At 41.6% G+C, this 24,319-nt stretch carries 21 protein-coding genes; 13 read left to right on the forward strand and 8 right to left on the reverse strand.

Translation table 11 applies throughout. The annotated features are described in order from the left end of the window. Both VB693_RS26775 and VB693_RS26780 read right to left on the reverse strand, forming a co-directional pair. The coding region (locus VB693_RS26775) for a DsbA family protein (protein WP_323268889.1) at positions 1 to 736 on the reverse strand (736 nt) is incomplete at its 3' end. Between the two features lie 286 nt (positions 737 to 1,022). Continuing rightward, the gene (locus VB693_RS26780; protein WP_323268890.1) at positions 1,023 to 1,808 is read right to left on the reverse strand and encodes an RNA polymerase sigma factor SigF; all 786 of its coding nucleotides are present in this window, start codon (positions 1,806 to 1,808) and stop codon (positions 1,023 to 1,025) included. A 680-nt stretch (positions 1,809 to 2,488) separates the two neighbouring features. Between VB693_RS26780 and VB693_RS26785 the strand changes: the two genes are divergently transcribed. From VB693_RS26785 to VB693_RS26825, 9 genes are all read left to right on the forward strand, one after another. Then, positions 2,489 to 3,217, forward strand: a complete 729-nt coding sequence (locus tag VB693_RS26785) for a Bax inhibitor-1 family protein (RefSeq protein WP_323268891.1) — start codon at positions 2,489 to 2,491, stop codon at positions 3,215 to 3,217. Between the two features lie 336 nt (positions 3,218 to 3,553). Continuing rightward, a protein-coding gene (gene prfB / locus VB693_RS26790; RefSeq protein ID WP_323268908.1) for a peptide chain release factor 2 occupies positions 3,554 to 4,670 on the forward strand; the annotation gives its coding sequence in 2 pieces (ribosomal slippage) (positions 3,554 to 3,625 and positions 3,627 to 4,670; 1,116 coding nt in all). 145 nt (positions 4,671 to 4,815) lie between these two features. Then, on the forward strand, positions 4,816 to 4,971 hold the full coding sequence (locus VB693_RS26795; RefSeq protein ID WP_323268892.1) for a DUF3285 domain-containing protein: 156 nt from the start codon (positions 4,816 to 4,818) through the stop codon (positions 4,969 to 4,971). Between the two features lie 87 nt (positions 4,972 to 5,058). After that, complete coding sequence (gene ybeY, locus VB693_RS26800) at positions 5,059 to 5,619, forward strand: rRNA maturation RNase YbeY (RefSeq protein ID WP_323268893.1); 561 nt, start codon at positions 5,059 to 5,061, stop codon at positions 5,617 to 5,619. A gap of 139 nt (positions 5,620 to 5,758) precedes the next feature. Further along, a complete protein-coding gene (locus tag VB693_RS26805; RefSeq protein ID WP_190703549.1) occupies positions 5,759 to 6,214 on the forward strand; it encodes a diacylglycerol kinase family protein in 456 nt (151 codons plus the stop codon). Positions 6,215 to 6,363: 149 nt separating this feature from the next. Next, entirely contained in the window at positions 6,364 to 6,963 is a 600-nt protein-coding gene (locus VB693_RS26810; protein WP_323268894.1) for an aminodeoxychorismate/anthranilate synthase component II, read from the forward strand. Next, entirely contained in the window at positions 6,963 to 7,730 is a 768-nt protein-coding gene (locus VB693_RS26815; RefSeq protein ID WP_323268895.1) for an MBL fold metallo-hydrolase, read from the forward strand. The genes VB693_RS26810 and VB693_RS26815 overlap by 1 nt, the downstream gene beginning before the upstream one ends. A gap of 290 nt (positions 7,731 to 8,020) precedes the next feature. Continuing rightward, the gene (locus VB693_RS26820) at positions 8,021 to 13,087 is read left to right on the forward strand and encodes a PAS domain-containing protein (RefSeq protein ID WP_323268896.1); all 5,067 of its coding nucleotides are present in this window, start codon (positions 8,021 to 8,023) and stop codon (positions 13,085 to 13,087) included. A gap of 2 nt (positions 13,088 to 13,089) precedes the next feature. Further along, entirely contained in the window at positions 13,090 to 14,793 is a 1,704-nt protein-coding gene (locus tag VB693_RS26825; RefSeq protein WP_323268897.1) for a response regulator, read from the forward strand. Positions 14,794 to 15,068: 275 nt separating this feature from the next. On the opposite strand, the gene VB693_RS26830 is transcribed toward VB693_RS26825, so the two are convergent. Together VB693_RS26830 and hemJ are read right to left on the reverse strand one after the other, a co-directional pair. Beyond that, the gene (locus tag VB693_RS26830; RefSeq protein WP_323268898.1) at positions 15,069 to 15,932 is read right to left on the reverse strand and encodes a DUF6671 family protein; all 864 of its coding nucleotides are present in this window, start codon (positions 15,930 to 15,932) and stop codon (positions 15,069 to 15,071) included. Between the two features lie 61 nt (positions 15,933 to 15,993). Then, positions 15,994 to 16,578, reverse strand: a complete 585-nt coding sequence (hemJ, locus tag VB693_RS26835; protein WP_323268899.1) for a protoporphyrinogen oxidase HemJ — start codon at positions 16,576 to 16,578, stop codon at positions 15,994 to 15,996. A 309-nt stretch (positions 16,579 to 16,887) separates the two neighbouring features. Between hemJ and VB693_RS26840 the strand changes: the two genes are divergently transcribed. The 3 genes from VB693_RS26840 to VB693_RS26850 are packed head-to-tail and all read left to right on the forward strand — an operon-like array spanning position 16,888 to position 20,006. Beyond that, the gene (locus VB693_RS26840) at positions 16,888 to 19,305 is read left to right on the forward strand and encodes a heavy metal translocating P-type ATPase (protein WP_323268900.1); all 2,418 of its coding nucleotides are present in this window, start codon (positions 16,888 to 16,890) and stop codon (positions 19,303 to 19,305) included. Between the two features lie 13 nt (positions 19,306 to 19,318). Next, the gene (locus tag VB693_RS26845; protein ID WP_323268901.1) at positions 19,319 to 19,546 is read left to right on the forward strand and encodes a hypothetical protein; all 228 of its coding nucleotides are present in this window, start codon (positions 19,319 to 19,321) and stop codon (positions 19,544 to 19,546) included. Between the two features lie 46 nt (positions 19,547 to 19,592). After that, a complete protein-coding gene (locus tag VB693_RS26850; RefSeq protein WP_323268902.1) occupies positions 19,593 to 20,006 on the forward strand; it encodes a heavy metal-responsive transcriptional regulator in 414 nt (137 codons plus the stop codon). Between the two features lie 2 nt (positions 20,007 to 20,008). Here VB693_RS26850 and VB693_RS26855 read toward each other — a convergent pair whose 3' ends face one another. The 4 genes from VB693_RS26855 to VB693_RS26870 all read right to left on the reverse strand — a co-directional run bounded on the left by VB693_RS26855 (position 20,009) and on the right by VB693_RS26870 (position 23,352). Beyond that, a complete protein-coding gene (locus tag VB693_RS26855; RefSeq protein WP_323268903.1) occupies positions 20,009 to 20,341 on the reverse strand; it encodes a chaperone modulator CbpM in 333 nt (110 codons plus the stop codon). Next, entirely contained in the window at positions 20,338 to 21,303 is a 966-nt protein-coding gene (locus VB693_RS26860; RefSeq protein ID WP_323268904.1) for a DnaJ C-terminal domain-containing protein, read from the reverse strand. The genes VB693_RS26855 and VB693_RS26860 overlap by 4 nt, the downstream gene beginning before the upstream one ends. Positions 21,304 to 21,345: 42 nt before the next feature. Next, positions 21,346 to 21,921, reverse strand: a complete 576-nt coding sequence (locus tag VB693_RS26865) for an HdeD family acid-resistance protein (RefSeq protein WP_323268905.1) — start codon at positions 21,919 to 21,921, stop codon at positions 21,346 to 21,348. An 84-nt stretch (positions 21,922 to 22,005) separates the two neighbouring features. After that, positions 22,006 to 23,352 (reverse strand): erythromycin esterase family protein, encoded by a 1,347-nt coding sequence (locus VB693_RS26870; protein ID WP_323268906.1) that lies wholly within the window; start codon positions 23,350 to 23,352, stop codon positions 22,006 to 22,008. Between the two features lie 242 nt (positions 23,353 to 23,594). Here VB693_RS26870 and VB693_RS26875 point away from each other — a divergent pair, with 242 nt between their 5' ends. After that, complete coding sequence (locus VB693_RS26875) at positions 23,595 to 24,227, forward strand: bifunctional 4-hydroxy-2-oxoglutarate aldolase/2-dehydro-3-deoxy-phosphogluconate aldolase (protein ID WP_323268907.1); 633 nt, start codon at positions 23,595 to 23,597, stop codon at positions 24,225 to 24,227. Positions 24,228 to 24,319: the final 92 nt, after the last annotated feature.

Raw genomic sequence — 24,319 nt, forward strand, 5'->3', positions numbered from 1 at the left:
CACTACCTAATTTACTCTCAATGTCTGTTAGCTGTACAGCCCCAGAATAGTTTTTACCATTCATTACAAAGAAAGGTGTACCTGGGACCCCCAATTTTTGGGCTAGCTGCATATCTTGTTTAATGCTTGGCTCGGCAAGTAGGCGATCGCTGTTAAACTTCTCCATATCTAGATTTAGTTTCTTGGCAATATCTAAATACAAATTGTCTCCAAGTTGCTTTTGATTGGTAAATAAAGCATCATGATATTCCCAAAACTTGCCCTGCTGATTTGCAGCCCAAGCCGCTTTTGCAGCTGATAGGGCTTCAGAATGAGTGGGCAAAGGTAAATTTTTATAAACTAATGTCACCTCATTTCGATGCTTGACTAACAAATCCTGCAATTTTTTATGCGCCTCAGCACAGTAGGGACATTGAAAATCAGAAAATTCTATTAACACGTTTTTTGCTGGTATCGTTCCCATTGTGGGGGAATTTGCAATCACCGCTTCGGGATTAGCTTGCAAATCCTCTAAAAATACCTGTCGTGATTGATTAATTTGCTGTTGTTGCTGCTGCTGATATGCTTGGACAGATTCAATAATTGCTTCTGGGTGTTTGCGGAGGACGTCTAAGACTTGCTGTTCTAGTTGAGGATTAGGATAAGTAACCGCTTGTGCAGGGAATGACCAGCTTAGGACTAGACAAAGTAAGCTGAGTATTAGGTAGGTGGGTAAATAGCGAAAGAAGTGACCCATAGCAAAATACTGGATAAATTAACATCTCCCTAAGTATTCCCTGGAATAATACCAATTCGTAATTCGTAATTCGTAATTCGTAATTAATCAAGTCTGAAAAGAGGGAATGGGGAAGAGAGATTTTCATGCCCTAGTTGTGGGGTTTTAGCTTGAATACTATCTTTCTTTGACTCACAACTCAGCACCCTGCTCACGCCTCGTTACCGCTAACAACATACTGCTCAACGTTACGCTCCGCACTCAGCACCGGCTAACGCCGCGCTACCGCTAACACAACTCAGCACTCTCAAGACCCTGTTGGTACTACTTGTGGTTGTAAATAACCAATTAAATCTTGAATTCCCTTTTGCAAATACCGCGTTACTGTCATGGGGCTAGTACCAATACTTTTGGCGGCATCCTTACGGGACAATTCTTTTAAAAATACCATTTCCACAGCTTGGCGGGGCTTTTCTTCTAACATATTAATTGCCCCTTGCAGTTGTTGCCGTTCTTCGTTTTGTTGCTGCAAAGCTGTAGAACGGGGACAAGGAAGTGCTTCACCCAAGGTAATTTGGCAATCAACATAGTGAACGGCTGTAGCATCTAAACTCAAAGGCATCCGATTTTGGGCTGCTAACTTGGTTTCTTGCCATTCTTGTACAGATACCTTGAGTTCCTTAGCAATTTCTGAATCCTTGGGAGGACGACCTAAAGACACTGCCAACTCTTTACGGACTTTTTGTCCTTCGTTGTACAATTCTTGCCAACGGCGGGGTATCTTTAATAGAGTACTGCGATCGCGCAAGAAATGCAGCATTTCACCGCGAATATATGGTACAGCAAAGGAACTAAAAGCGTATCCTTGGCTGGGATCAAAACGCTCAATCGCCCTGATTAAACCAAAATAACCAATCTGTTCTAAATCTTCATAAGGTTCATTACATTGATGACTAAATTTGTGAGCCATCTTTCTCACTAATCCAGTATGTAACTGAACTAGTTGATTACGAAGTTTAATAGAAGGATTGTGGTGGTATAAGTGCAATAACTCCATACCATCAATTTGCATAGAGGACTCACTTGCTGTCATATAAAAATTCCTTGTTTGTAACTCCTTTTTTTGCCAAAATGGAGCTGCGTATCTCTTTAAATCTGTAATTATTTTCCTTAGACAAGGCTGATTAAACCATCGTCGTTTCACTGAAATTATTGGTGGGACATCTCCACCATTCCGTATTTTTACGCATGATTTATATTGCCTATTTGTTGCAGGCTGTTTTGCTTTTTTAAATAGCAATTACTCTTTTAACAAAGTTTATTTTTCGCAACAAAGCTAGTTATTTGTACTGAAAAATACTTGACTAAGCCCACCAAGCAAGTAAACGAATTTTGGATTTTGGATTTTGGATTTTGAATTTTGGATTTGTTTCACTCACAAGGGGCGTTAGCGTAGCGTGACGTTAGTCCGGCATGAACCAAAAAAATCTAAAATCAGCTTTTCTTCAATCTAAAATAGGTATCGGTCAAAAATTAAAAATCAAAAGAATGAAAATAAGTCCTGCTAAAGAATTTAGCTAAATGATCTGTGCAAATTAAATCTGGTACAGCTTACCTGCTATATATTGCTGATAGATTTTATGATTACGATGAAATCAATGCTCCAGCCAAATAGGTAAAATTATTTACAGATTTTCTGCCTGGCTAAAAAAATTAAATATGGGTAAGAATAAGAATAATCAGGAAGTTTTTCTAAAAAATTAGTCTTGCCATATGAGTAATACCAGCAATTTTCGCGAAGCTTTCCGTAAAGCCCAGTCTCACACCTTAATAGGCCCCAATGTCATTGCCAATGCCCTGCCTTATGTGGGTGGTGGTCTAATACTTACAGCATTGGGAACTTACGGTGGTCTGAGTATTATCCGTAATAACCCCGAAATTTTCTTCCCTACCTTTATTGGTGCAGTAATTCTAGAGTTAATACTGTTTTTTATTGCCCAGAATGTTGCTCAAAAAGGTAACAAGAGTCTAGCATTGCCACTTTTAGCTACCTACAGCTTGTTGTCGGGATATACCCTGAGTGGTTTAGTGTTTGTGGCTTTGAAAACTCAAGGTGTTGGTATTCAAGGCATTGGTTTAGCAGCCCTTGGTTGTGGAGTTACCTTTATAGTTGCCCGTCCAATTGGTTCAAATCTCTCAGAACAAGATGGTATGGCTTTGACTAAAACCATCTCTCTTGGCATTATCGCCTTGGTGGTGGTCTGTCTGACTCAATTTGTCTTTGCCTTGTTTGGTGTTTACACACCTAATTGGTTAGAAATTGCCATTTCCGGTTTAGGGGTATTTCTTTTTGCTGGGGCATCAGTTGTTGATTTTTACATCTTGCCCCGTACTTACCGCGATGATCAATATCTACCTGCGGCTTTATCGATGTATCTGACTTACATCAACCTATTCATCTTTATTCTGCGCTTGCTGATTGCCATCAATGGCCGTCGTTAAGCAATTATGCAATTATTAGGTATAAAAACTTAAAGATTTATAAACCGTAGTAACAGCATCAGCAACTACGGTTTTTTATGACCTAGCAGCAGTGACAGCCTATGGTGTGATTGAAGATATAAGCTTTCCATTAACATATTTGACTTTTACACCTTCAAGCATTGAAATTATCAATTAGTCTTAAGCGTTTGAGAAAATTTCTCGAAAAATTGACAGCCTATGGCAAGCAATATTATCCGTGAATATATCTTGCGACCAATTACAGCTAGAATCAAAAATTCAAATACAATAAATACCAATATCTCAAAATTTATCGATTTACTTCAAGCCAGCACAATGGACGTATTAGAACTTAAACGCGAAATCGAAACGTTGTCTAGTCGCCTGGGTAAGACCCAGGACTATCTTTGACGTACCTGCACTAAAAGCCAAAATTCATGACCTAGAGCAAATAGCCGCACAGCCAGAATTTTGGGATGACCAAAACACAGCTCAAAAAACGCTCCAAGAACTCAATGACCTGAAAGCCCACCTAGAACAGTATCATCAATGGCACGTCAGTTTGGACGATACTAGGGCAGTTGTTGAGCTTTTGGAACTGGAAACGGATGAGGCACTATTAAAAGAGGCCGAATCTACCATCACCAAGCTGAATCGTGAGCTTGACCAGTGGGAATTGCAACAATTGTTGTCTGGCCTCTATGATGCAGAAGGGGCAGTATTGACCATCAACGCAGGGGCTGGCGGTACAGATGCTCAAGACTGGGCATTTATGCTGTTAAGAATGTATACACGTTGGGCAGAAGCGCATGGTTACAAGGTAGCTCTAGCTGAAGAGTCAGAAGGTGACGAAGCTGGGATTAAATCAGCCACCTTAGAAATTACAGGTCGCTACGCCTACGGCTATTTACGTTCTGAAACAGGTACACATCGCCTTGTGCGGATTTCACCTTTTAATGCCAATGGTAAACGCCAAACCAGTTTTGCTGGGGTGGAGGTGATGCCGCAGATAGATAGTAAAGTGCAGTTGGATATCCCTGACAAGGATTTGGAAATCACCACAACTCGTTCTGGGGGTAAAGGTGGACAGAACGTTAACAAAGTAGAAACAGCTGTGCGGATAGTTCACCTGCCCACAGGGTTGGCTGTGCGCTGCACAGAAGAACGTTCCCAGTTGCAAAACAAAGAGAAAGCCTTAGCCCGCCTTAAAGCCAAGTTGTTAGTGATAGCCCAAGAACAACGCGCTCAAGAAATTGCTGACATTCGGGGTGATATGGTGGAAGCTTCCTGGGGCAACCAAATCCGTAACTATGTTTTCCACCCTTACCAGATGGTAAAGGATTTGCGTACCAATGCGGAAACAACTGCGATCGCTGACATCATGAACGGTGACCTAGATATGTTCATCCAAGCCTATCTACGTCAGGAAAACCAGCTTGTAGAATCAGTGTAATGGGGGACTGAGGACAAACCAAGCCAAAATTCAACAATTTTTGACTTGGTTTGTCCCCCTCTATTCCCTGAATTTGACCAATCTGGCGATATAAATCCTGGCAAACTGTTACATTTATATATATAAAGAACTTGTTATTTAATTTATGAGTAATTCTCCTGCAACAGAAAATCAACCCAGCTACGTTAAACTGGCGATGCGAAATATGGTGCGGAAGGGTGGTACTTCTTTGAAGCATTTCCTGCTCACCACAGTAGGGCTGTTAGCGGTTTTTGTCGGTTTAGCTTACCTCACACACTAAGCGCACCATTTTATTAATTCGTAGCGAATTTTCTGCGTACTTCTGCGCGTCACTCCGCATTGAAATCTCCCTCCTCAATTCGCCACGATGCTAAACCCTTATAAGGAGATTTTGGAGTTGGTAGAATTCGACCTTGATGTACAAGATGTTTTTTGTGAGTCTTCACTAGAAGAAGCTCTCAAATCTAACTATCTTGAGAATCAAATTGCATCTGAAACTTGGAAAAACTGGTTTGATTGCTGGTTAGACATTCTCCAACCCCATCTACCGCCAGCATCTAGTTATGAAATTGGGCTACGTTTGACTAATGACGTAGAAATTCAAGAGCTAAATGCCCAGTATCGCCAGCAAAATAAGCCAACGGATGTCCTATCCTTTGCGGCTTTAGAGGTAGATTTTCCACAAGTGGCGGAAATGTCGTTTGCGCCGTTGTATTTAGGGGATATAGTTATTTCAGTAAACACAGCACAATGTCAAGCTCAACAACAAGAACATAGTTTATCCACTGAGTTTGCTTGGTTGGTAGCTCACGGTTTACTACATTTGTTGGGCTGGGATCATCCTGATGAAGAAAGTTTAACAGAAATGTTAAAGCAGCAAGCAATTTTACTGAGGTCAATCGGTATTCATATAGACATAGAATATTAAAGATTTTTGTGTTTGTAAGTATGAAATTTAAGCGATCCTAATATAATACTTCTGTAAAAAGCTGCGTTAAAGTTGATTGCAATAGTAAAATCATCCCAGATTCTCAGTATATGTACCTTATTGTTCTAATTTTAAGCCTATGTCTCAACAAATCTCTCCCCCACCTACTCAAAATCAACTATTTACCTTTGTGAACAAAGAACGAGGCCTTTCTTGGCAAGTGGCCTCTAGTTTAGTAGTGAGTTTCCAGTACGCTTGGGCTGGAATTAGCTATAGTTTTCAGACGCAACGGAATTTTCGGATTCATGTGAGTGTTTGCACTTTAGCGATCGCTCTCAGCGTCTTTTTACATCTGCAAGCAGTGGAAATCGCAATTATTGGTATCACTAGCGGTTTAGTATTGGCACTGGAGTTATTAAACACGGCGATCGAGTCCCTTGTAGATTTAACCGTCAAGCAGACTTACCATGAATTGGCAAAAATCGCCAAGGATTGTGCGGCTGGTGCGGTGCTTGTCTCTGCTTTGGTAGCAGTGTTAGTTGCATCTGTGCTGTTGCTTCCACCATTGGTAGTTCTAATTATGTCAGCTTTTTAAAATTAAATTGTTTACTCCACCTGCCGCCGCATTAATTACTAAGATGTACTTGGCGTATAGTCATAATTAATGGCGATCGCATTTACACTAGTGCAGAACTGGTGACAATTAAACATGGTGAGAGTAAAAATTAGGAGCTATTATAGGCTGTGATTATAGTTATAGATAATTACGACAGCTTCACTTATAATTTAGTGCAGTACCTCGGAGAACTAGCAGCTGAGTTCCCCGTAGCGTCAGATATTCAAGTTTTTCGTAACGATAAAATATCCTTAACCGAAATTCAGCAATTACAACCGGATGCTGTAGTCATCTCCCCTGGCCCTGGTCGTCCAGAAAATGCAGGTATATCCCTAGATTTAATTCAAGAATTAGGAACTAGTTTGCCAATCTTAGGTGTGTGCTTGGGTCATCAAAGTATTGGTCAAGTATTTGGTGGTAAAATTGTTTCTGCTCCAGAATTAATGCACGGTAAAACTTCTCAGGTAACTCACACTGGGATAGGTGTTTTCCAGGGGTTAGAAAATCCGATGACTGCCACTAGGTATCATAGTCTGGTGATTGACCGCGAGACTTGCCCGGAAGTTTTAGAAATCACCGCTTGGGTAGAAGATGGCACAATCATGGGAGTACGACACCGGAACTATCCTCACATTCAAGGTGTCCAATTTCATCCAGAGAGTGTTCTCACATCTTTAGGAAAACAGTTACTGCGAAACTTCCTGCAACAGTTACAAGAGAAGAATTAATGAAACGACGACAGTTTATTGGCTATGCTGGGGCGGGACTCACCACGGCTATTGCTCCTACCTTTGCTTCTTTTCTCCCAGCTAATGCTCAATCTGGTGGGGTATCAGTACAGTGGTTGGGTCATACTTGCTTTCTATTTACTGGTGGTGGGGTAAAACTTCTGGTTAATCCCTTTCGGAAACTGGGTTGTACTGCTGGATATCGTTTGCCAAAAGTCTCAGCCGATTTAGTGTTGATTAGCAGCCAATTACTAGATGAAGGCGCGGTGGATGGCTTACCAGGTAATCCTAAGTTAGTATTTACAGCCGGATCTTATGAATTTAAAGGGATTCAGTTGCAAGGAATTGCCATCGACCACGATCGCAAAGGTGGTAAGCAATTTGGGGTAAATACTGCTTGGAAGTGGAATCAAGGGGGAGTCAATATCTTACATCTAGGAGGGGCAGCCGCACCCATTTCTCTAGAACAAAAAATCCTCATGGGGCGACCAGATGTATTATGTGTTCCTGTGGGTGGTAGTGCCAAAGCTTATAATGCGGAAGAAGCAAAACAAGCGATCGCAGTTTTAAATCCCAAAATTGTCATTCCCACCCACTACCGTACACAAGCTGCTGATCCTAATGCCTGTGATATTACGCCAGTAGATGAATTTTTAACCTTGATGCAGGGTACAACTGTCCGCCGTAGTAATAGCGACACGATTAATCTTAATTCTGGTAATTTACCTGATAGTAGTGTGATTCAGGTTTTAAGTTACAAGTTTTGAACTGTTGACTGATCACTGTTAATAGCGATCGCATCAAATTCATCACATTGAGATAACTCTGTCACAATCCCCTGATACTTTAGGTATTAAGTAAACATTATGTTTGCTCCTCACACCATAACACTGCCCTCTGACTATTCATTAGCAGAGGGAATTTTTTTATGGTTGTAAAAATCACAAAAATCTTTTGAAGAAATGTAAATTTTATATATATAAATTCTACAAATCAAGATAAAGAGAATCATTTAACTAGAAAATTATTATCTACAAACATTAGCTAAATTCAGAAGATGGACACTCTTAGATTGCGTCTCTTGGATGCCAGCTATCAACCACCATTGGTGACAGTTGCCCCAAATACCCTAGTGGTTGAAGCAATCCATCTGATGAGTCAAGCTCATACTAGCTGTGTATTAGTTCTAGAACAGCAAAAATTAGTAAATATTTTCACAGAACGAGATGTAGTACGAGCGATCGCTAATAAAATTAATTTCGCAGAGATGACCATTGCAGAACTGATACTGCAACCTGTAATTACCTTAAGCGAGACAGAAGTTGAGGATCTAAACACTGTTTTACAACTGTTTCGCCAGCATCATATTTCTCATCTACCCGTGATTGATGGTCAAGGAAAAGTTTTGGGTGTGCTGACACCATTATCGGTGCGAGATGCGTTACAACCCAGTGATTTACTGAAGTTGCGAACTGTTGCTGATGTCATGGAAACTGATGTAATCTCTGCGCCTGCTAAGGTTGCAGTGGAGACTTTAGCGCACCTCATGACTAGTCATCAAATCAGTTCTGTGGTCATTGTGGCAGAATCACAGGCAGAAGATTCAGCACTAATACCCATCGGAATTATCACTGAACGAGATATTGTCAAATTCCAATCACAGGGTTTGGATCTAGTTTCTACCATAGCAGGGGAGGTGATGAGCGATCGCCTCGTGACTGTTGCGCCGGAAGATACATTGTGGAGTGCGTATCAACGGATGCAGTCGTTAGAAATTCGCCGCTTAGTGGTGACAGGAAGCGATTGCGAATTATTAGGAATAATCACCCAAAGCATTGTATTGCAGGCATTAGACCCCATCAAACTGTGTAAAGTGATTACTGTCCTGCAACAAATAATTGATAGCAAGAAAGCAGAATTAGCACAAGAAATCACCCAGCGACAACAGATAAGTCAAGTGTGCTGGGAAAGAGAAGCACACTATCGCGCCTCAGAAGCGAGGTTAAATGACATTCTCAATAGCGCAATCGCTAATTCTATAGTTAGTTTTCGGGTATTCTCGAATCATGATTGGGAATATGAATACCAATCTCCCGGTTGTGAAGCTATCTTTGGCTATACAGCCGTGGAAATTATGCAGGATAAACACCTGTGGATGTCACGAGTTCATCCCCAAGATGTAGAAACAGTAATTATGCCTCTGTTTGCAGATATCTTGGCGGGAATTACAACCAGTGTGGAATTCCGATTTGCTCACAAAAATAGTTCTCTACGTTGGATTTCAGCCACCTACACCTCCCGCCATGACCCCGAAAACAACTGCTGGATTGCCACTGGTATTAGTAAAGATATTACTGACCGCAAACAAGCAGAAATAGCTCTCCGCAAAAGTGAGGAACGTTGGCAACTAGCGATCGCCGGTACTAATGAAGCCATTTGGGATTGGGATATACTAACGAATAAAACCTTCCGGTCTGACCGTTGGTTTGAGATGTTAGGCTATGAAGGCCATGAACTGAGCAATTGGGATGATGAATGGAGCAAACGCCTGCATCCTGATGATTATGAACGAGTCATGGCGGCTCAAGAAGCTTATCTATCAGGGCAAACTCCCGTTTATAGCTGTGAATATCGTCTGCGTCTCCAAGATGGTAGTTACGGCTGGTTTAAATCCCGCGCCAAAGCAGTCTGGGATGAGCAAGGTAATGCCATCCGATTAGTTGGTTCTCTGGGGGATATTGGCGATTACAAGACCGCAGAAATCGCTTTGCAACAGAGTGAAGCCATGCTGCGGAGAATCGGCGATAACCTTCCTAATGGAGCAATATATCAGGTTGTCCGTGAACTAGATGGTAGCGATCGCTTTTCCTATCTCAGTGCAGGGATTGAAAAATTGATGGAAGTCAAAGCAGAAGATGCACTGCAAGATTCGAGCTTACTTTATCGCCAGTTTATTGGGGAAGACAACCTGCGCCTAGAAGCAGCAGTTAATGAATCCATGCACGATCTTTCCGTGTTTGATATTCAACTGCAAATCTGCACACCTAGTAAACAAGTCAAATGGCTGCATTTTCGTTCTTCACCCCACAGATGGCCAGATGGTCGCATAGTCTGGGATGGATTGGTAGTTGGGATCACGAACATCAAACACATTGAAGCCACACTACGCAAGAGTCAAGCATTTTTGGCAGAATCGCAACGCGTTGCTCGTCTTGGGAGTTGGGAGTTTGATCTAGCTACACAAAAAATTATTTGGTCAGAGGAGCTATTTCGTCTTTTCAATCTAGATCCCACCCAAACAGAACCAACTTATCAGGAAAATTTGGAGTTGTATCACCCAGAAGACAGGGCAAAACTAGAGCAAGCTGTCAACCAAGCAATTATTACTGGTAAATCTTATAAATTGCTGCTGCGTAAGTTAACTACTGATGATACTGTCACCTACATTGAAGGCATTGGATATGCAGAATTCAACGCAGATGGACAAGTGGTGCGCCTCTACGGTACTGCCCAAGATATCACCGAACGCATCCAGGCAGAAGAAAAACTCCGCCACAGTGAAGCACGGCTAATCACTACTCAAAAAATTGCCCATGTCGGCAGTTGGGAATTGGATTTAAACACTTATCAGCGCAGTTGGTCAAAGGAAGCTTTTCAGATTTTTGGGTTAAATCCCCATCAGGTAGAACCAACCCACACTGAGTTTTTAGAGATGGTTCACCCAGACGATCGCGCCACAATCCAGACTCAGTTAGAAGAGGCGATCGCACATAGCATCCCTTTCAGCTTAGAATACCGCATTATCCGACCGGATGGCTCAATGCGTTATGTTGAATCGAGGGCAGAAGTAGCTAAAGATAGTCAAGGAAAGGTAGCACAGCTACTGGGAGCTATTTTAGATATTACAGAACGCAAACAAGCTGAGTTAGAAATCATCTACAGCCGCGACTTGCGAGAAGCTATTTTTAACGAATCTGCGGATGCGCTGTTTCTAGTAGATCCAGTGACATTCCTGACTACTGACTGTAACCAGCAAGCACTAAAAATGTTTGGTGTATCTAGTAAAGCTGAACTGATTGGGATAGAGGGTTATACTTTTCATAAACAACCCTTACAACCTGAAGAGATAGCTACTTGTGCTGCACAAATAGACCAGCTAGGGTTTTGGCATCGAGAAATCGAATACCTCTCCAAGCAAGGAAATGTCTTCTGGGGAAGCCTAGTAATGAAACGCATTCGGGTTGCTGGACAAGAGATGAATCTTGTCAGAGTCACAGATATTAGTGAACAGCAAGCTGTACTGCGCGATCGCCAACAAGCAGAAGCAGCCTTAGCCAGAAGTGAAGAGCAACTAAGGCTCACATTTGAATTTACCAACATCGGCACTTGGGACTGGAATGTACAAACTGGTGAAGTGGTTTGGAATGACAACCACTATCGCTTGTTAGGTTTAGATCCAACCTCATCCACAAAGCAGTATCAAATATGGCGTAATGCTATCCATCCAGAAGATGTAAACCGAGTGGAACAGGCTTTATTGAGCGCGCTGCAACATCGTACCAATTATGAAACTGAATATCGCATCATTCATGCCGATGCTAGTATTCGCTGGCTGATTGGTAGAGGACGGGGAATTTATGACACAGTAGGACAACCGATCAGAATGCTAGGCGTAATCATTGATACTAGCGAACAGCAAGCTGCACTTCGGGAACTCAAACGAGCAGAACAAGCACTCCAAGAAAAAGAACAGTTTTTACGTAGTATCTATGATGGCGTGGGAGAGTCGATTTTTGTGATCGATGTTCAGGATGATGTTTTTCGCTATGTAGGCTTGAACCCGACTCACGAAAAACTGACGGGTTTGCGCTCTAGTGATTTGCAAGGTAAAACCCCAGAACAAGTTCTACCACCAGAAGTAGCAATGCTTGTCCAGCAGCATTATCAAGATTGTGTAGATGCTGGAGAAACCATCACCTACGAGGAGTGTTTGCCATTCCAAGGTCAGCTAACTTGGTGGATTACTAGCTTGACTCCTCTACGGGATGAAACCTCACGCATTTACAGGATTATAGGCAATAGTCTGAATATTAGCGATCGCAAACACTATGAACAAATGTTGGAATTACAAGCGGTGATTACCCGCAACATGGCAGAGGGAATTTGTCTAGTTCGCATCAATGATGGCATGATTGTCTATACAAACCCCAAATTCGACCAAACATTTGGTTATGACGCTGGTGAATTGATCGGTCACCATGTGTCAATTTTGAATTATGAAGATCACCAAATTACAGCTACAGGAGTTCACCAAAAGATCGCCTCCGTCGTCACTCAACAAGGTGAAGCTACCTACGAAGTCCAAAATATCAAAAAAGATGGTACTCCCTTTTGGTGTAGTGCCAATACCTCTGTTTTTGATCATCCTGATTATGGCACAGTTTTAGTTGCTGTCCAACAAGATATCACTGAACAAAAACAAGTAGCCGAAACAATTAAAGCATCGTTAAAAGAAAAAGAAGTATTGCTCCAAGAAATTCACCATCGCGTCAAAAATAACCTAGGAATTGTCAGCAGTTTACTGCAAATGCAGTACAGACGCACTCAAGATTCTCCAGCCACCTCCATTCTCCTAGATAGCCAAAATCGTATCGCTTCCATTGCTCTAGTACACGAAAAACTTTACCGTTCTGATGATTTGGCTAATATCGATTTCGCTCAATATATTCCCGACTTAACAACTCATTTATTTGACTCTTACAATGTAAGTTCTACTCATATTCAATTAAAAGTTCAAGTTGAAAATGTCAATCTAGATATTGAAACAGCTATTCCCTGTGGCTTAATTATTAACGAATTAGTTTCTAATGCCTTGAAATATGCGTTTTCTGCGGATCGTGCAGGCGAAATTCAGGTCAGCTTATCTCAAGCAAGTAATCAAACCTTAATACTCATCGTTCGTGATAATGGTGTTGGGCTACCTGCGGAATTTGATAGTAAGAAAACTAAAACTCTGGGTATGACTCTGATTCAGGGTTTAGTCAAGCAATTGAGAGGCAGTTTAGAGATTAACATTCACCAGGGAACAGAATTTAAAATTTATTTTACAGCAACTAGGGTTTAAACATGATCACACTCTCCTCTGACACACAGAAAATTACAACAATTAGAATCCTAGTTGTGGAAGATGAATATATCTTGGCCATCAACCTACAAGAAACTTTAGAATCCCTAGGTTACAGCGTTGTTGATATTGCCGATACTGCCGAATTAGCAATTGCCAAAGCTACTGAGTTACGACCAAATTTAGTTTTGATGGATATCCGACTGCGCGGCGAAAATGACGGTATCCAAGCAGCAGAACAAATCTGGAATACTCTCCAAATTCCTGTTATCTATGTCACTGGACACTCTGACAAAAGCACTGTAGAACGAGCTTCGCTCACATTTCCCTTTGGCTATATCTTGAAACCCGTTAGAGACCAAGAACTCTATGTTGCCATACAAACAGCACTCAATCGCTATGAACACGAACAATTTTTGAGTTCTGTGCTGCGAGGAATGGGGGACGGAGTGATTGTTGTTGATGCTCAGTTACACATCAAATACATGAATCAAGTTGCTGAAGAACTTACAGGATGGCAACTAAATCAAGCCAAAGACCAAATAGTAACTGAAATCTTACAGTTAATTAACGAAAAAACGCTACAACCTGTTCAAAATCCCATGTCCTCTGCCATCCAACAAACCAGCACTGTCTATCTAGGCAGTAATATCCTATTAAGCACTAAAAATGGCAGATTAATTCCCATTGCAGATAGTGCTACTTGCTTGCAAGATCACAGTGGCGTGATTACAGGTGCTGTCATGGTGTTCCGAGATGACACCCAAAGAAGACTAGCAGAAGAACGTAATATTAAAGCCGAGCGTTCCCGCCAGCTAGAATTGCAAATGGCAGAAATGCAAAGAATCAACCAGTTGAAAGAGGATTTTTTGGCTACTACTTCCCATGAAATGCGATCGCCATTATCGAATATCAAAATGGCCATCAGTACACTTAAAGATATTCTCAATCAACAGAATATTTTCAAAGTCTTTGCTCCTGCTGCCTTTGAGTCTACATTCCATTACCTCAATATCCTATATCATGAATGCGAACGAGAATTAAATTTAGTAGATGATTTGCTGAGTATGCGAATCATGGATGCAGAGTCTTATCCATTAGAATTAACTTTGATTCAAGTCCAAGAATGGCTACCGCAACTAGTTGAAAGTTTTCAAGATATTACCCAAAATCAAAAACAGATTTTAAAAGTAACTGTTCCGCCAGACTTACCACCTTTAGTTTCTGATTTAGGTCTTCTGACTCGCATCATATCAGAGTTACTGACTAATGCTTGTAAGTACACTCCTGCTTTTGGTCATATCACAGTAACCGTTCATTTTACCCAAAACCCGCAAAATATCAGCAATCAGGATAATCCTGTAGATGGTGACGAGTTTCATCTATTACCCTCCTTGCAAATTACAGTTAACAATTCTGGAGTAGACATTTCCACACAAGAGCAATCTCATATTTTTGAACCTTTCTATCAAATTTCTCAAAATACAACAAAAGACCAGTTATCAATTTTTGATACATCTTACCAAATTCCTCAAGATAATTCCTGGCAAGATAGTGGTACAGGCTTGGGGTTAACATTGGTTAAAAAGTTAGTGGAATATCTCCAAGGCACAATTGAAGTTATGAGTGGTAATGGTTTGACAAGTTTTATGATTGAATTGCCTTTACGATTTTCAAAATCAAAGTGCTTTGATATACAAGTTTGAGGACTTGAGAGAACATTTTATCTATCTAATGGCAGAATTGCAGTTAAGGCAATAAATATTAAATAAATAACTATTCCGATCACCTGACGAACTGGAATTTTAAATCTACCCGTTACTATCTAGCAACGGGAGATTTTTTTATCAATATAAATCATCAGTTTAGTAGATTGGGTTGAAGCTTTGCAAAACCCAACATATACTTGCAACTGTTGGGTTACTCTCCGAGTAGGCGCAAGCCTACGCCTAATCCATCATTGTCGCCTTGTGATAAATGGTCAAGGATTACAGTACATACATTGAGCAGGATTGGCAAATTCTTGACCATGAGGAAATAAATTTTCTTGTCTAAAACCACATTTTTTACACTGATATATGACTGTATGGATTAATCTAGTTGGCGTATGGCAAACTTCACAGAGTAATCCGGGAATGCGTTCAGTAATTTCAAATCCTGGTGTTTGGCATTTAGGGCAACAACTATTGATTTTCTGTAGTAAATTACGGGTAGCTTTTTCTATATTTTTCATGCGGGTTGGATTGTAAATTGCCCGCATATCTGTCTCAAGATTTATTTCGTTTTTATATGAATTTTCTAAAGCAAACTTCACCATCTCTAGAAATTTTTCTTCTGTGTTAATCCCTTTGATAATTTCACTATAACGATTTGCAGAAACTTCAAACCAGAGACAAATGCCATGTTCAGGGAAGCCTATTTTGTCAGCAAATTTATAGGCTTCTGCTAAACTTTTAACAACCTGATGATTAAAGTTTGTTTCTGTAGAAAATTCCTCACCAATAATTTCTAAGTTATTAACTTTATCTAATAAAACTACGATTTCTAGATTAGCATAAATGTAAGGTATTATCGGATGAGGATTAAAACTACCTTCGCTAGCGATCGCTAAATTTTCTCCAGTGATTTCTAAAGCTTTTTCTGCTTTTAACTTAGCGGCTGCGATTTGTGTACCTGGGCGTTTGATTTCTCTGGTAAATGTGCCGAAAATATCTGTATTGAAACCCTGGGGTACTATAGCCCTAATTCCTAATTCCTGTTCTAATAGGGGAGCAATCACTTTTTCTTTGTGGTGCATTGTTGCTATGACAGCCACGCGATCGCTAAATAATTCCTGATATTTCATATAAGAGTTACCTGAGATATCGCAACTATTTTTTAATGTAGGATATCTCAGGCAATCCTGTCTAACTTTGTTCTTGAGGAACTTGTCCTATCTGGGCTGTCAGTTTTTCTTTATCCAGCCTGCGTTTTCTGGCGTACAGTTGAATTGTCACCGCCATCAAAATAATCAGTGCAAAAATCAACCAAGCTGTAAGGTCGGTGGGTAGATTATTCTTAAACACAGCCAGCATCACTATCACCACTAGCATGACTGTAGGTGCTTCATTCAAAGCCCGTAATTGCTGACCACTCCAGCGACATTCATCGGCGGCTAACTTCTTCATTAAGCGACCGCAGTAATGATGATAACCCAACAGCAAAACCACAAACAGCAACTTGAAGTGTAACCAACCTTCTTTTAAAACTTCCGGTTCTGTACTCAGTAAACCAATAGCCATTGCTACCGTCACCAACATTCCTGGGGTAGTGATGATGTGATAGAGGCGTTTTTCCATAATTTGATACTGATTTTTCAGTATCGTCCGTGCTGGTTCTGGTTCTTGGTCGGCTTCTACATGATAGATAAATAGACGTACCAGGTAGAACAACCCCGCAAACCAAACCACAATGCCAATAATATGAAATGCTTTAAACCAGGAATAAGCCATGAATTGCAACCTGCCTTTGTGAATCTCTTCTCTCAATAATTGCCGGTACTATCATTATCAGGTTACGGCAAAACATGATTCCACATTGCAGATATGTGAAGAAGTGTAACTTGGGGAAGGTGATAGGTGATAGGTGACAGACAGGTGACAGGTGATAGGTAACAATAGCTATTAGTCATTGGTCATTCTCGCCTCAATCCCCTGACAAAGAAGAAAAAAGTTTGCTGATAACTACTTGACTCTCCAGTTGACTGGAGGATTAAAGATGAAGTTAGTTGTCAGCATCCCTTGTTAATGGGGTTACTAATTATGGATAATGCCACATTAAAACTGCGCGGTATGAGTTGCGCGGCTTGTGCCAAAAATATTGAAGATGCTATTCTTGCCGTTCCTGGGGTTGAGGAATGTAGCGTTAACTTTGGGGTAGAACAGGCAACAATCAAATATGATGCCAAAACTGCGGATTTACAAACTATTCAAGGTGCAGTGAGTGCAGCGGGTTATTCTGCTTACCCATTGCAAGAACAAACCCTGATGACAGGGGAAGATGATGAGGACAAGAGACATCGCCAGCGAGAGTCCCGCGATTTACAGCAAAAGTTGATAGTAGGGGGAATTATTAGTGTTGTGCTGCTAATTGGTTCACTACCAATGATGACAGGGTTACACCTACCTTTCATTCCCGCATGGCTGCATAACCCTTGGCTGCAATTAATCTTAACTACACCTGTACAGTTCTGGTGTGGTCAAAAATTCTATCTCAACGCCTGGAAAGCTTTCAAACGTCATAACGCCACAATGGATACATTGATAGCTTTAGGTACAAGTGCAGCATATTTTTATTCCCTGTTTGCTACGATATTTCCTAGCTTTTTCATCAGTCAGGGGTTGATGGCAGATGTATATTATGAAACTGCTGTAATTGTCATCACCTTAATTTTGTTAGGACGATTATTTGAACATCGTGCTAAAAGTCAAACTTCAGAAGCCATCCGTAAACTAATTGGGTTACAAGCCAAAACAGCGCGGTTAATTCGCAATGGACAAGAAATAGATGTGCCAATTGCAGAAGTGCAGATTGGTGATGTGGTGCTAGTTCGTCCTGGGGAAAAGATTCCTGTGGATGGGGAAGTAATTAACGGTGCATCTACAGTTGATGAAGCAATGGTGACAGGGGAAAGTTTACCTGTGAAAAAGCAGCTAGGGGATGAGGTAATTGGCGCGACTATCAATAAAACTGGAAGTTTCCAATTTCGAGCTACACGGGTAGGTAAGGATACCGTATTGGCGCAAATTGTGCAGTTAGTGCAGCAAGCACAAGGTTCTAAAGCTCCCATTCAAAGACTAGCAGACCAAGTTACGGGTTGGTTTGTGCCGGCAGTGATTGCGATCGCAATTCTCACCTTTATAATTTGGTTTAACAGCACGGGTAATATCACCCTGGCGTTGATGACCACAGTCGGGGTATTAATTATCGCTTGTCCCTGTGCTTTGGGTTTAGCCACACCAACATCTGTGATGGTAGGTACAGGTAAGGGTGCAGAGAACGGCATTTTAATTAAAGGTGCTGAAAGTTTAGAACTAGCACACAAAATTAAAACCATTGTTTTAGACAAAACAGGCACAATTACCGAGGGAAAACCCACAGTTACAGATTTTCTCACAGTTAACGGTACAGCTAACAGCAACGAAATTAAGCTATTGCAACTAGCTGCAGCTGTAGAACGCAATTCCGAACACCCACTAGCAGAAGCGGTTGTGAGATATGCGCAATCTCAGGAAGTCAAATTAGCACAAGTCAGGGATTTTGCCGCAGTTGCAGGTAGTGGCGTACAAGGTATTGTGAGTGAAAATCTTGTCCAAATTGGTACACAACGCTGGATGGAAGAATTGGGAATTAATACACAAGCACTACAACAAGATAAAGAACGTTTGGAATACTTAGGCAAAACAGCCGTTTGGCTAGCAGTAGACGGGGAAATTCAAGCATTGATGGGAATTGCTGATGCTATTAAACCTACTTCTGTTCAAGCAGTGAAAGCCTTACAAAAACTCGGCTTAGAAGTCATAATGCTAACAGGCGACAACCGCCGCACCGCCGAAAGCATCGCCCGTGAAGTTGGTATCAAGCGCGTGTTAGCGGAAGTTCGTCCTGAGCAAAAGGCAGAGGTGGTTAAGTCGCTGCAAATGGAGAAGCAGGGGAGCAGGGGAGCAGGGGGAGCAGGGGGCAGGGGGCAGGGGGAGCAGGGGAAGCAGGGGGAGAAAAATACAATGCCCACTCACAACTCACAACCGGCTAAACGCCGCGCTACCGCTAACACAACTCAGCACTCAGCACTCAGCACTCAGCACTCAATTGTGGCAATGGTTGGTGATGGGATAAATGACGCGCCAGCTTTGGCTCAAGCTGATGTGGGCATTGCAATTGGGACTGGTACAGATGTTGCGATCGCTGCTAGTGACATTACTCTAATCTCTGGTGATTTGCAAGGTATTGTCACAGCTATTCAACTCAGCCGCGCCACAATACACAACATTCGACAAAACCTATTTTTCGCCTTCATTTACAACGTTGCGGGCATTCCTATTGCGGCTGGTATTCTCTTTCCTATCTTCGGGTGGTTACTTAACCCTATTATTGCCGGTGCAGCAATGGCATTTAGTTCGGTGTCAGTAGTCACTAATGCCCTACGTCTGCGTAAATTTCAGCCTAAAGCAATTCTATAGGAGCAAGACTAAAATGTTGAATAGAAAAATAATTCTTGCCAGTTTAGTAACTTGGGGATTGATGTTTAGTTTAGCTAACAATCAAGCCCTCGCAGAAATAAATCATAACCATGAAGTGTCAACAACTCAATTCCGCCAGATTGAACAATCACTACCAATCAAAGCTGCTGTGACAATCGGTGGACTTGGGTTAATTGGGTTGGAATTATGGTGGTTTATTTTGAGTAAACCTAAGTCCTAAAAACTTTATAATTAAGATAAATGCTGATATCAAGGGTCACAGTATTATGTTAGTCCAAGAAGAATCAAAACTGATTGGTTTAGTCGCCAAGGAAAGTAGTGTTCCGATTAAAACTATTCGTTACTACGAAGAACTCGGTTTACTCAAATCATCAGGCAGAACTGAGGGTGGCTTTAGATTATTTAAAGCTGATGTTTTAGCGCGGCTACATTTTATTAAACGCGCTCAAAGTTTGGGTTTAACATTATCAGAAATTAAAGAATTTTTGCAAGTTCACGATGCAGGATCATTGCCTTGTGAACATATCAAAACTAAGTTAGAAGATCAAGTAAAAGACATTGATGAACAAATTCAACAATTACTAATTCTCAAACAAGAGTTAGAAGGACTACTTTCAGGTTGGGAAATCAAACCTGATAATGCTCACACTACAATTTGTCCCATCATTGAAAAAGATTGAGTCTATTTCTGGGTTTTGATATCTAGCATTGTGTCCAATAGTGATTGGTATGCTTGGTTTTGAGTGCGTAAATTAGCAATTTCCTGTGCCATGTCTAGAACCATTGCAGCACCTACTAAATTCAACCCTAAATCATGGCGTAGGCGTTGGATTTGAGCAATGCGAGTAATATCACGCCGACTGAGCATAACTCCTACGGGTTCAATTAAACCTAACTGGGCAAAACTTTCTACTAAAGTGGTAGATGTCTTCGTGACTGTTGCAGCATATTCAAAAGAGTAAAGCTGTTCTCCCTCTTGTGAGACAACTACTTGAGAAAGGCTAAACTCTGTCATAGTGTTACCTCCTGCAATTGGGCGCGGGGGTCAAAACTGGTATTGGCTTGAATAGTTTCGTAGGCTTCCCGTTCAATGGGGCTAATATCCTTGGGAGGAAAAATTTGCAATTTTACTATCAAGTCAGTTCTTCCACCTTGGGGCTGTCTCCAACCTTTACCACGTAATCTGAGAGACTGTCCAGAACGCACTCCTGGCGGTATTTTCATTGTGACACTGCCATCAGGAGTAGGTACTTGAATTTGTGCGCCTAATACAGCTTCATCAGGACGAATGGGGATTTCACAAAGGATGTTATCGTCTGCAAATTTGAAAAAGGGATGCGGTAAAACTTCAATGGTCAAATACAAGTCTCCCCGTTGCTGGGAAAATGGACTAGGATGACCTTTGCCTTGAATGCGAATCCGGCTACCTGGTTTAGCACCTGGTGGGATTCGGACGTTAATAACTTCATTATCTAATTGCAGCCGCTTTTGTACACCGTGAAAGGCTTCTGAGAAATTAAGAGCGATCGCAGCTTCTGTATCCGCAGGCGGACTTGTAAATCCAGTTGGTTCACCTGTGGGGGTACGGTAAGTATAGGTTCTACCTCTAGTTCTACCTGCACCACCAAAGCGACCTAATAAGTCATTAATAAAGGAATCAAAATCACCATATTGGTCAAAATCAAAGCCTTCCACGCCCACACCCGCGTCTCTAGGTGGAGGTGCAGCACCTTGGCTGGCTTGATGCCAATATTGTCCAAATTGGTCATACTTTTTCCGCTTCTCAGGGTCAGAAAGTACCTCATTGGCTTCATTGATTTCTTTAAAGCGTGTTTCAGCCTGCTGATCTCCAGGATTTAAGTCAGGGTGATACTTACGGGCAAGTTTGCGGTATGCTCGTTTAATTTCCTCTGGTGTAGCATTTTTGTCTACACCGATAATTGCGTAATAATCTTTAAAGTCTGTCGCCGTTGGCATATCTAATCAATTCAAAATCCAAAATCTAAAATCTAAAATTCTTCACAGTCTGCTTTGATTACTCCAATTACGTAGTCGGAAAGACAGAGCTAATAGTAATACTCCAAAAACAAGGGCATAAATACCAATAATCCAGACAATGGCTACTGCTCCAGCTAACGGCCAAATCGCTAACAGTACACCAAAGAAGAATGAAGCAATTCCGGCTATTACTAGCAGCCATTCATTCTCAATTGCCCTTCGCAACTGAAAGGCGGCAATCATCTCAAAAATACCAGTGATAATTGCCCAAGCAGCAATAAGATAAAGCAACAATAAGAAAGTAATGCCCGGCCAGATAAAGGCTAAAATGCCTACAATGATCCCTACTGCACCTTCAACTAACATTAGCCAAGCATTAGTATCATCAAGACGATCTTTAAATGCTGCGATCGCTAATAAAACTCCTCCCACCACCAAAAAGGCAGCAAAGAGCAATACTAAGGCCGTAATAGTAATTCCCGGCCAAAATAGTGCTACTAAACCAAAGAGAATCGCTAGTGTTCCTCGCAAAGCCAATGTCCACCAGTTCCTTGCTAGGCGGTTTCCCATTCTCATTGGATCAAAGTTATTTCTCATTGCTTCATGATTTATATAGTTGGCAGAAGTTGGCAGAAATTATCTTTTCCCAGTCTCCAATCCCCAATCCCCAGCCCCCAATCCCTAAAGAGCCGAAGGAAAAGTCTCTGGTGCTTCGCCCATTTCCCAGTAAGCAGTCCTGTCTAGGGGTTCGACTCCCCTAGTATCATCAATGTGAATCACCGCATCAAATTGATCCGGTAGACAAGCATAAAAATAGTGACTGATACGCTCGGTTTCGGGTTGGTAAATAACACCAATTGCTCTTTCTAATCTTGGTTCTCTCAGATTAGTAATAGCCGGATTATTATCCCGCAACAGGAGCAAAAATTGTGGTATTCCTGTTTGATGAAATAGGGCTTCATAACTACCCCGTAAAGCGGAACGCACTTGCTTAAGTTCCGTTGTTCCCCCCCAATCAGAAGCGGCTGTGACTGTACCGGTGTAGGTGCTAAACCCTATTAACACTGCATCTTGTCCGTAGCGATCGCGTACTAATTGACCTACATTTACTTCACCCAGTTTTCCCATATCTGTGGCTCTGGCGTCTCCTAGGTGGGAATTATGCTCCCAAACAACAACTTTGCTGGGTGTTTCTCGTTGATCTAAATGGTCAACTAGCTGTTCTAGCATTTCTGCCATATGGCGATCGCGAATATTCCATGATGAAACTCGCCCACTAAACATTGAGCGATAGTAAACCTCGGCATTTTTAACTAATCGAGCGTTCTGCATAGCAGAGAAAAACTCATCTGCTGCTAGTTGATGATCTTTGCTAATATACTCGGCAGATCGTTGCTGTAGTTCGAGTAGTTGGCTGACTACTTCTTGCTCACAGGATTTAGTTAATCCAAAACTGGTTGTATAACCATATTGCTGGCTATCTTCCCCAAAATGATCAAAGCAAGAGTAACGGTAACGGGCGCGTTGGGCTGCTTCGGGATCTACTTGATCAAGGTAGTTGATTACTGCTTCCATCGAAGCATACATACTGTAAAGGTCTAACCCATAGAAACCAACCTTAATCGCGTTGTCTGGTAGGTTGTCGTTATATTCACGCAACCAATTGACAAAATTTAAAACATCTGTATTGCGCCACATCCAGGTAGGGAAGCGTTGAAAACCTGCAAGTGCTTCTGCTGGTGTGGGATCTGCACTCACGCCTTGAATATAGCGATTGACACGGTAAGCATCAGGCCAGTCTGCTTCTATGGCGACTGCTGTAAAACCCTGCTCTTGAATTAGTCGTTTAGTAATTTCAATCCGTTGTTGATAAAATTCATGAGTGCCGTGGGAAGCTTCACCAATTAAAACAAAACGAGCATTCCCAATCAAATTAATCAATGGATCGTAGTCTGTGGCTGTACCTGTGATTTGGAATGCAGATTCACGCAAAGCCTCAACTACGTTAGTTATAGTTGCGTCTACCATAGGATTTACAAAGAAGCACTGCTTGTTTTAACCCTGTATCTTCTTTAAGCCAAGAATGATACAGTTTTGCGCTTCTGGAGATATATTCTTGGCCTGTTTAAACTCAGCGTAAATATTTCCCCCTCATCTTCCATCTAGCTATTGACGCATGAGGTTTGATGTCTTGATCTATCTGGGGGATGAACAGCTAAAATGCAAATTCTGCATCCTTAAAACAGCCAGAAACTTTGGGAAATATCGAAATGTCTAATCAGGTTTGGTTATCACAGTTAGAACAACAGCGATCGCTTGCAGTTATTCGCGCACCAAAGCTGGAATTAGGACTGGAAATGGCTTTGGCTGTAGCTGATGGGGGGATGAAACTGATTGAAATTACCTGGAATAGCGATCGCGCTGGCGAATTGATCACGCAACTACGAAATAAATTACCCGAATGTACGATTGGGACGGGGACATTATTTAATGTACAGCAGTTGCAAGAGGCGATCGCCGTTGGGGCGCAATTTCTCTTCACACCCCACGTTGATCCTGTGATGATTCAAGCCGCCGTAGCTCAAAATACACCAATTATCCCTGGCGCACTCACCCCGACAGAAATTATCACGGCGTGGTCTTATGGTGCTAGCTGCGTGAAAGTCTTTCCTGTGCAAGCGGTGGGAGGTGCTAGCTACATTAAGAGTTTGCAAGCCCCACTCGGCCATATTCCCTTAATTCCCACTGGGGGAGTCACCCTAGAAAATGCTCAAGAACTGATCCAAGCTGGTGCTGTTGCTGTTGGGTTGAGTGGGGAGTTATTTCCTAAAGAATTAGTCATAGAAAGAAATTGGCAGGCGATCGCGCAATTGGCTAGTGAGTTACTGCGAAACTTAGCTTAAAACAGTTATTTTAATTGAGAATAAACTCAGATTCATTATTAACATAATAAGCACAAATATAATAGACCTATCTTTAAAATAAATTTTATAGG

This window comes from Anabaena sp. UHCC 0399 (genome assembly GCF_034931465.1).
Lineage (GTDB): Bacteria > Cyanobacteriota > Cyanobacteriia > Cyanobacteriales > Nostocaceae > Trichormus > Trichormus minutissimus.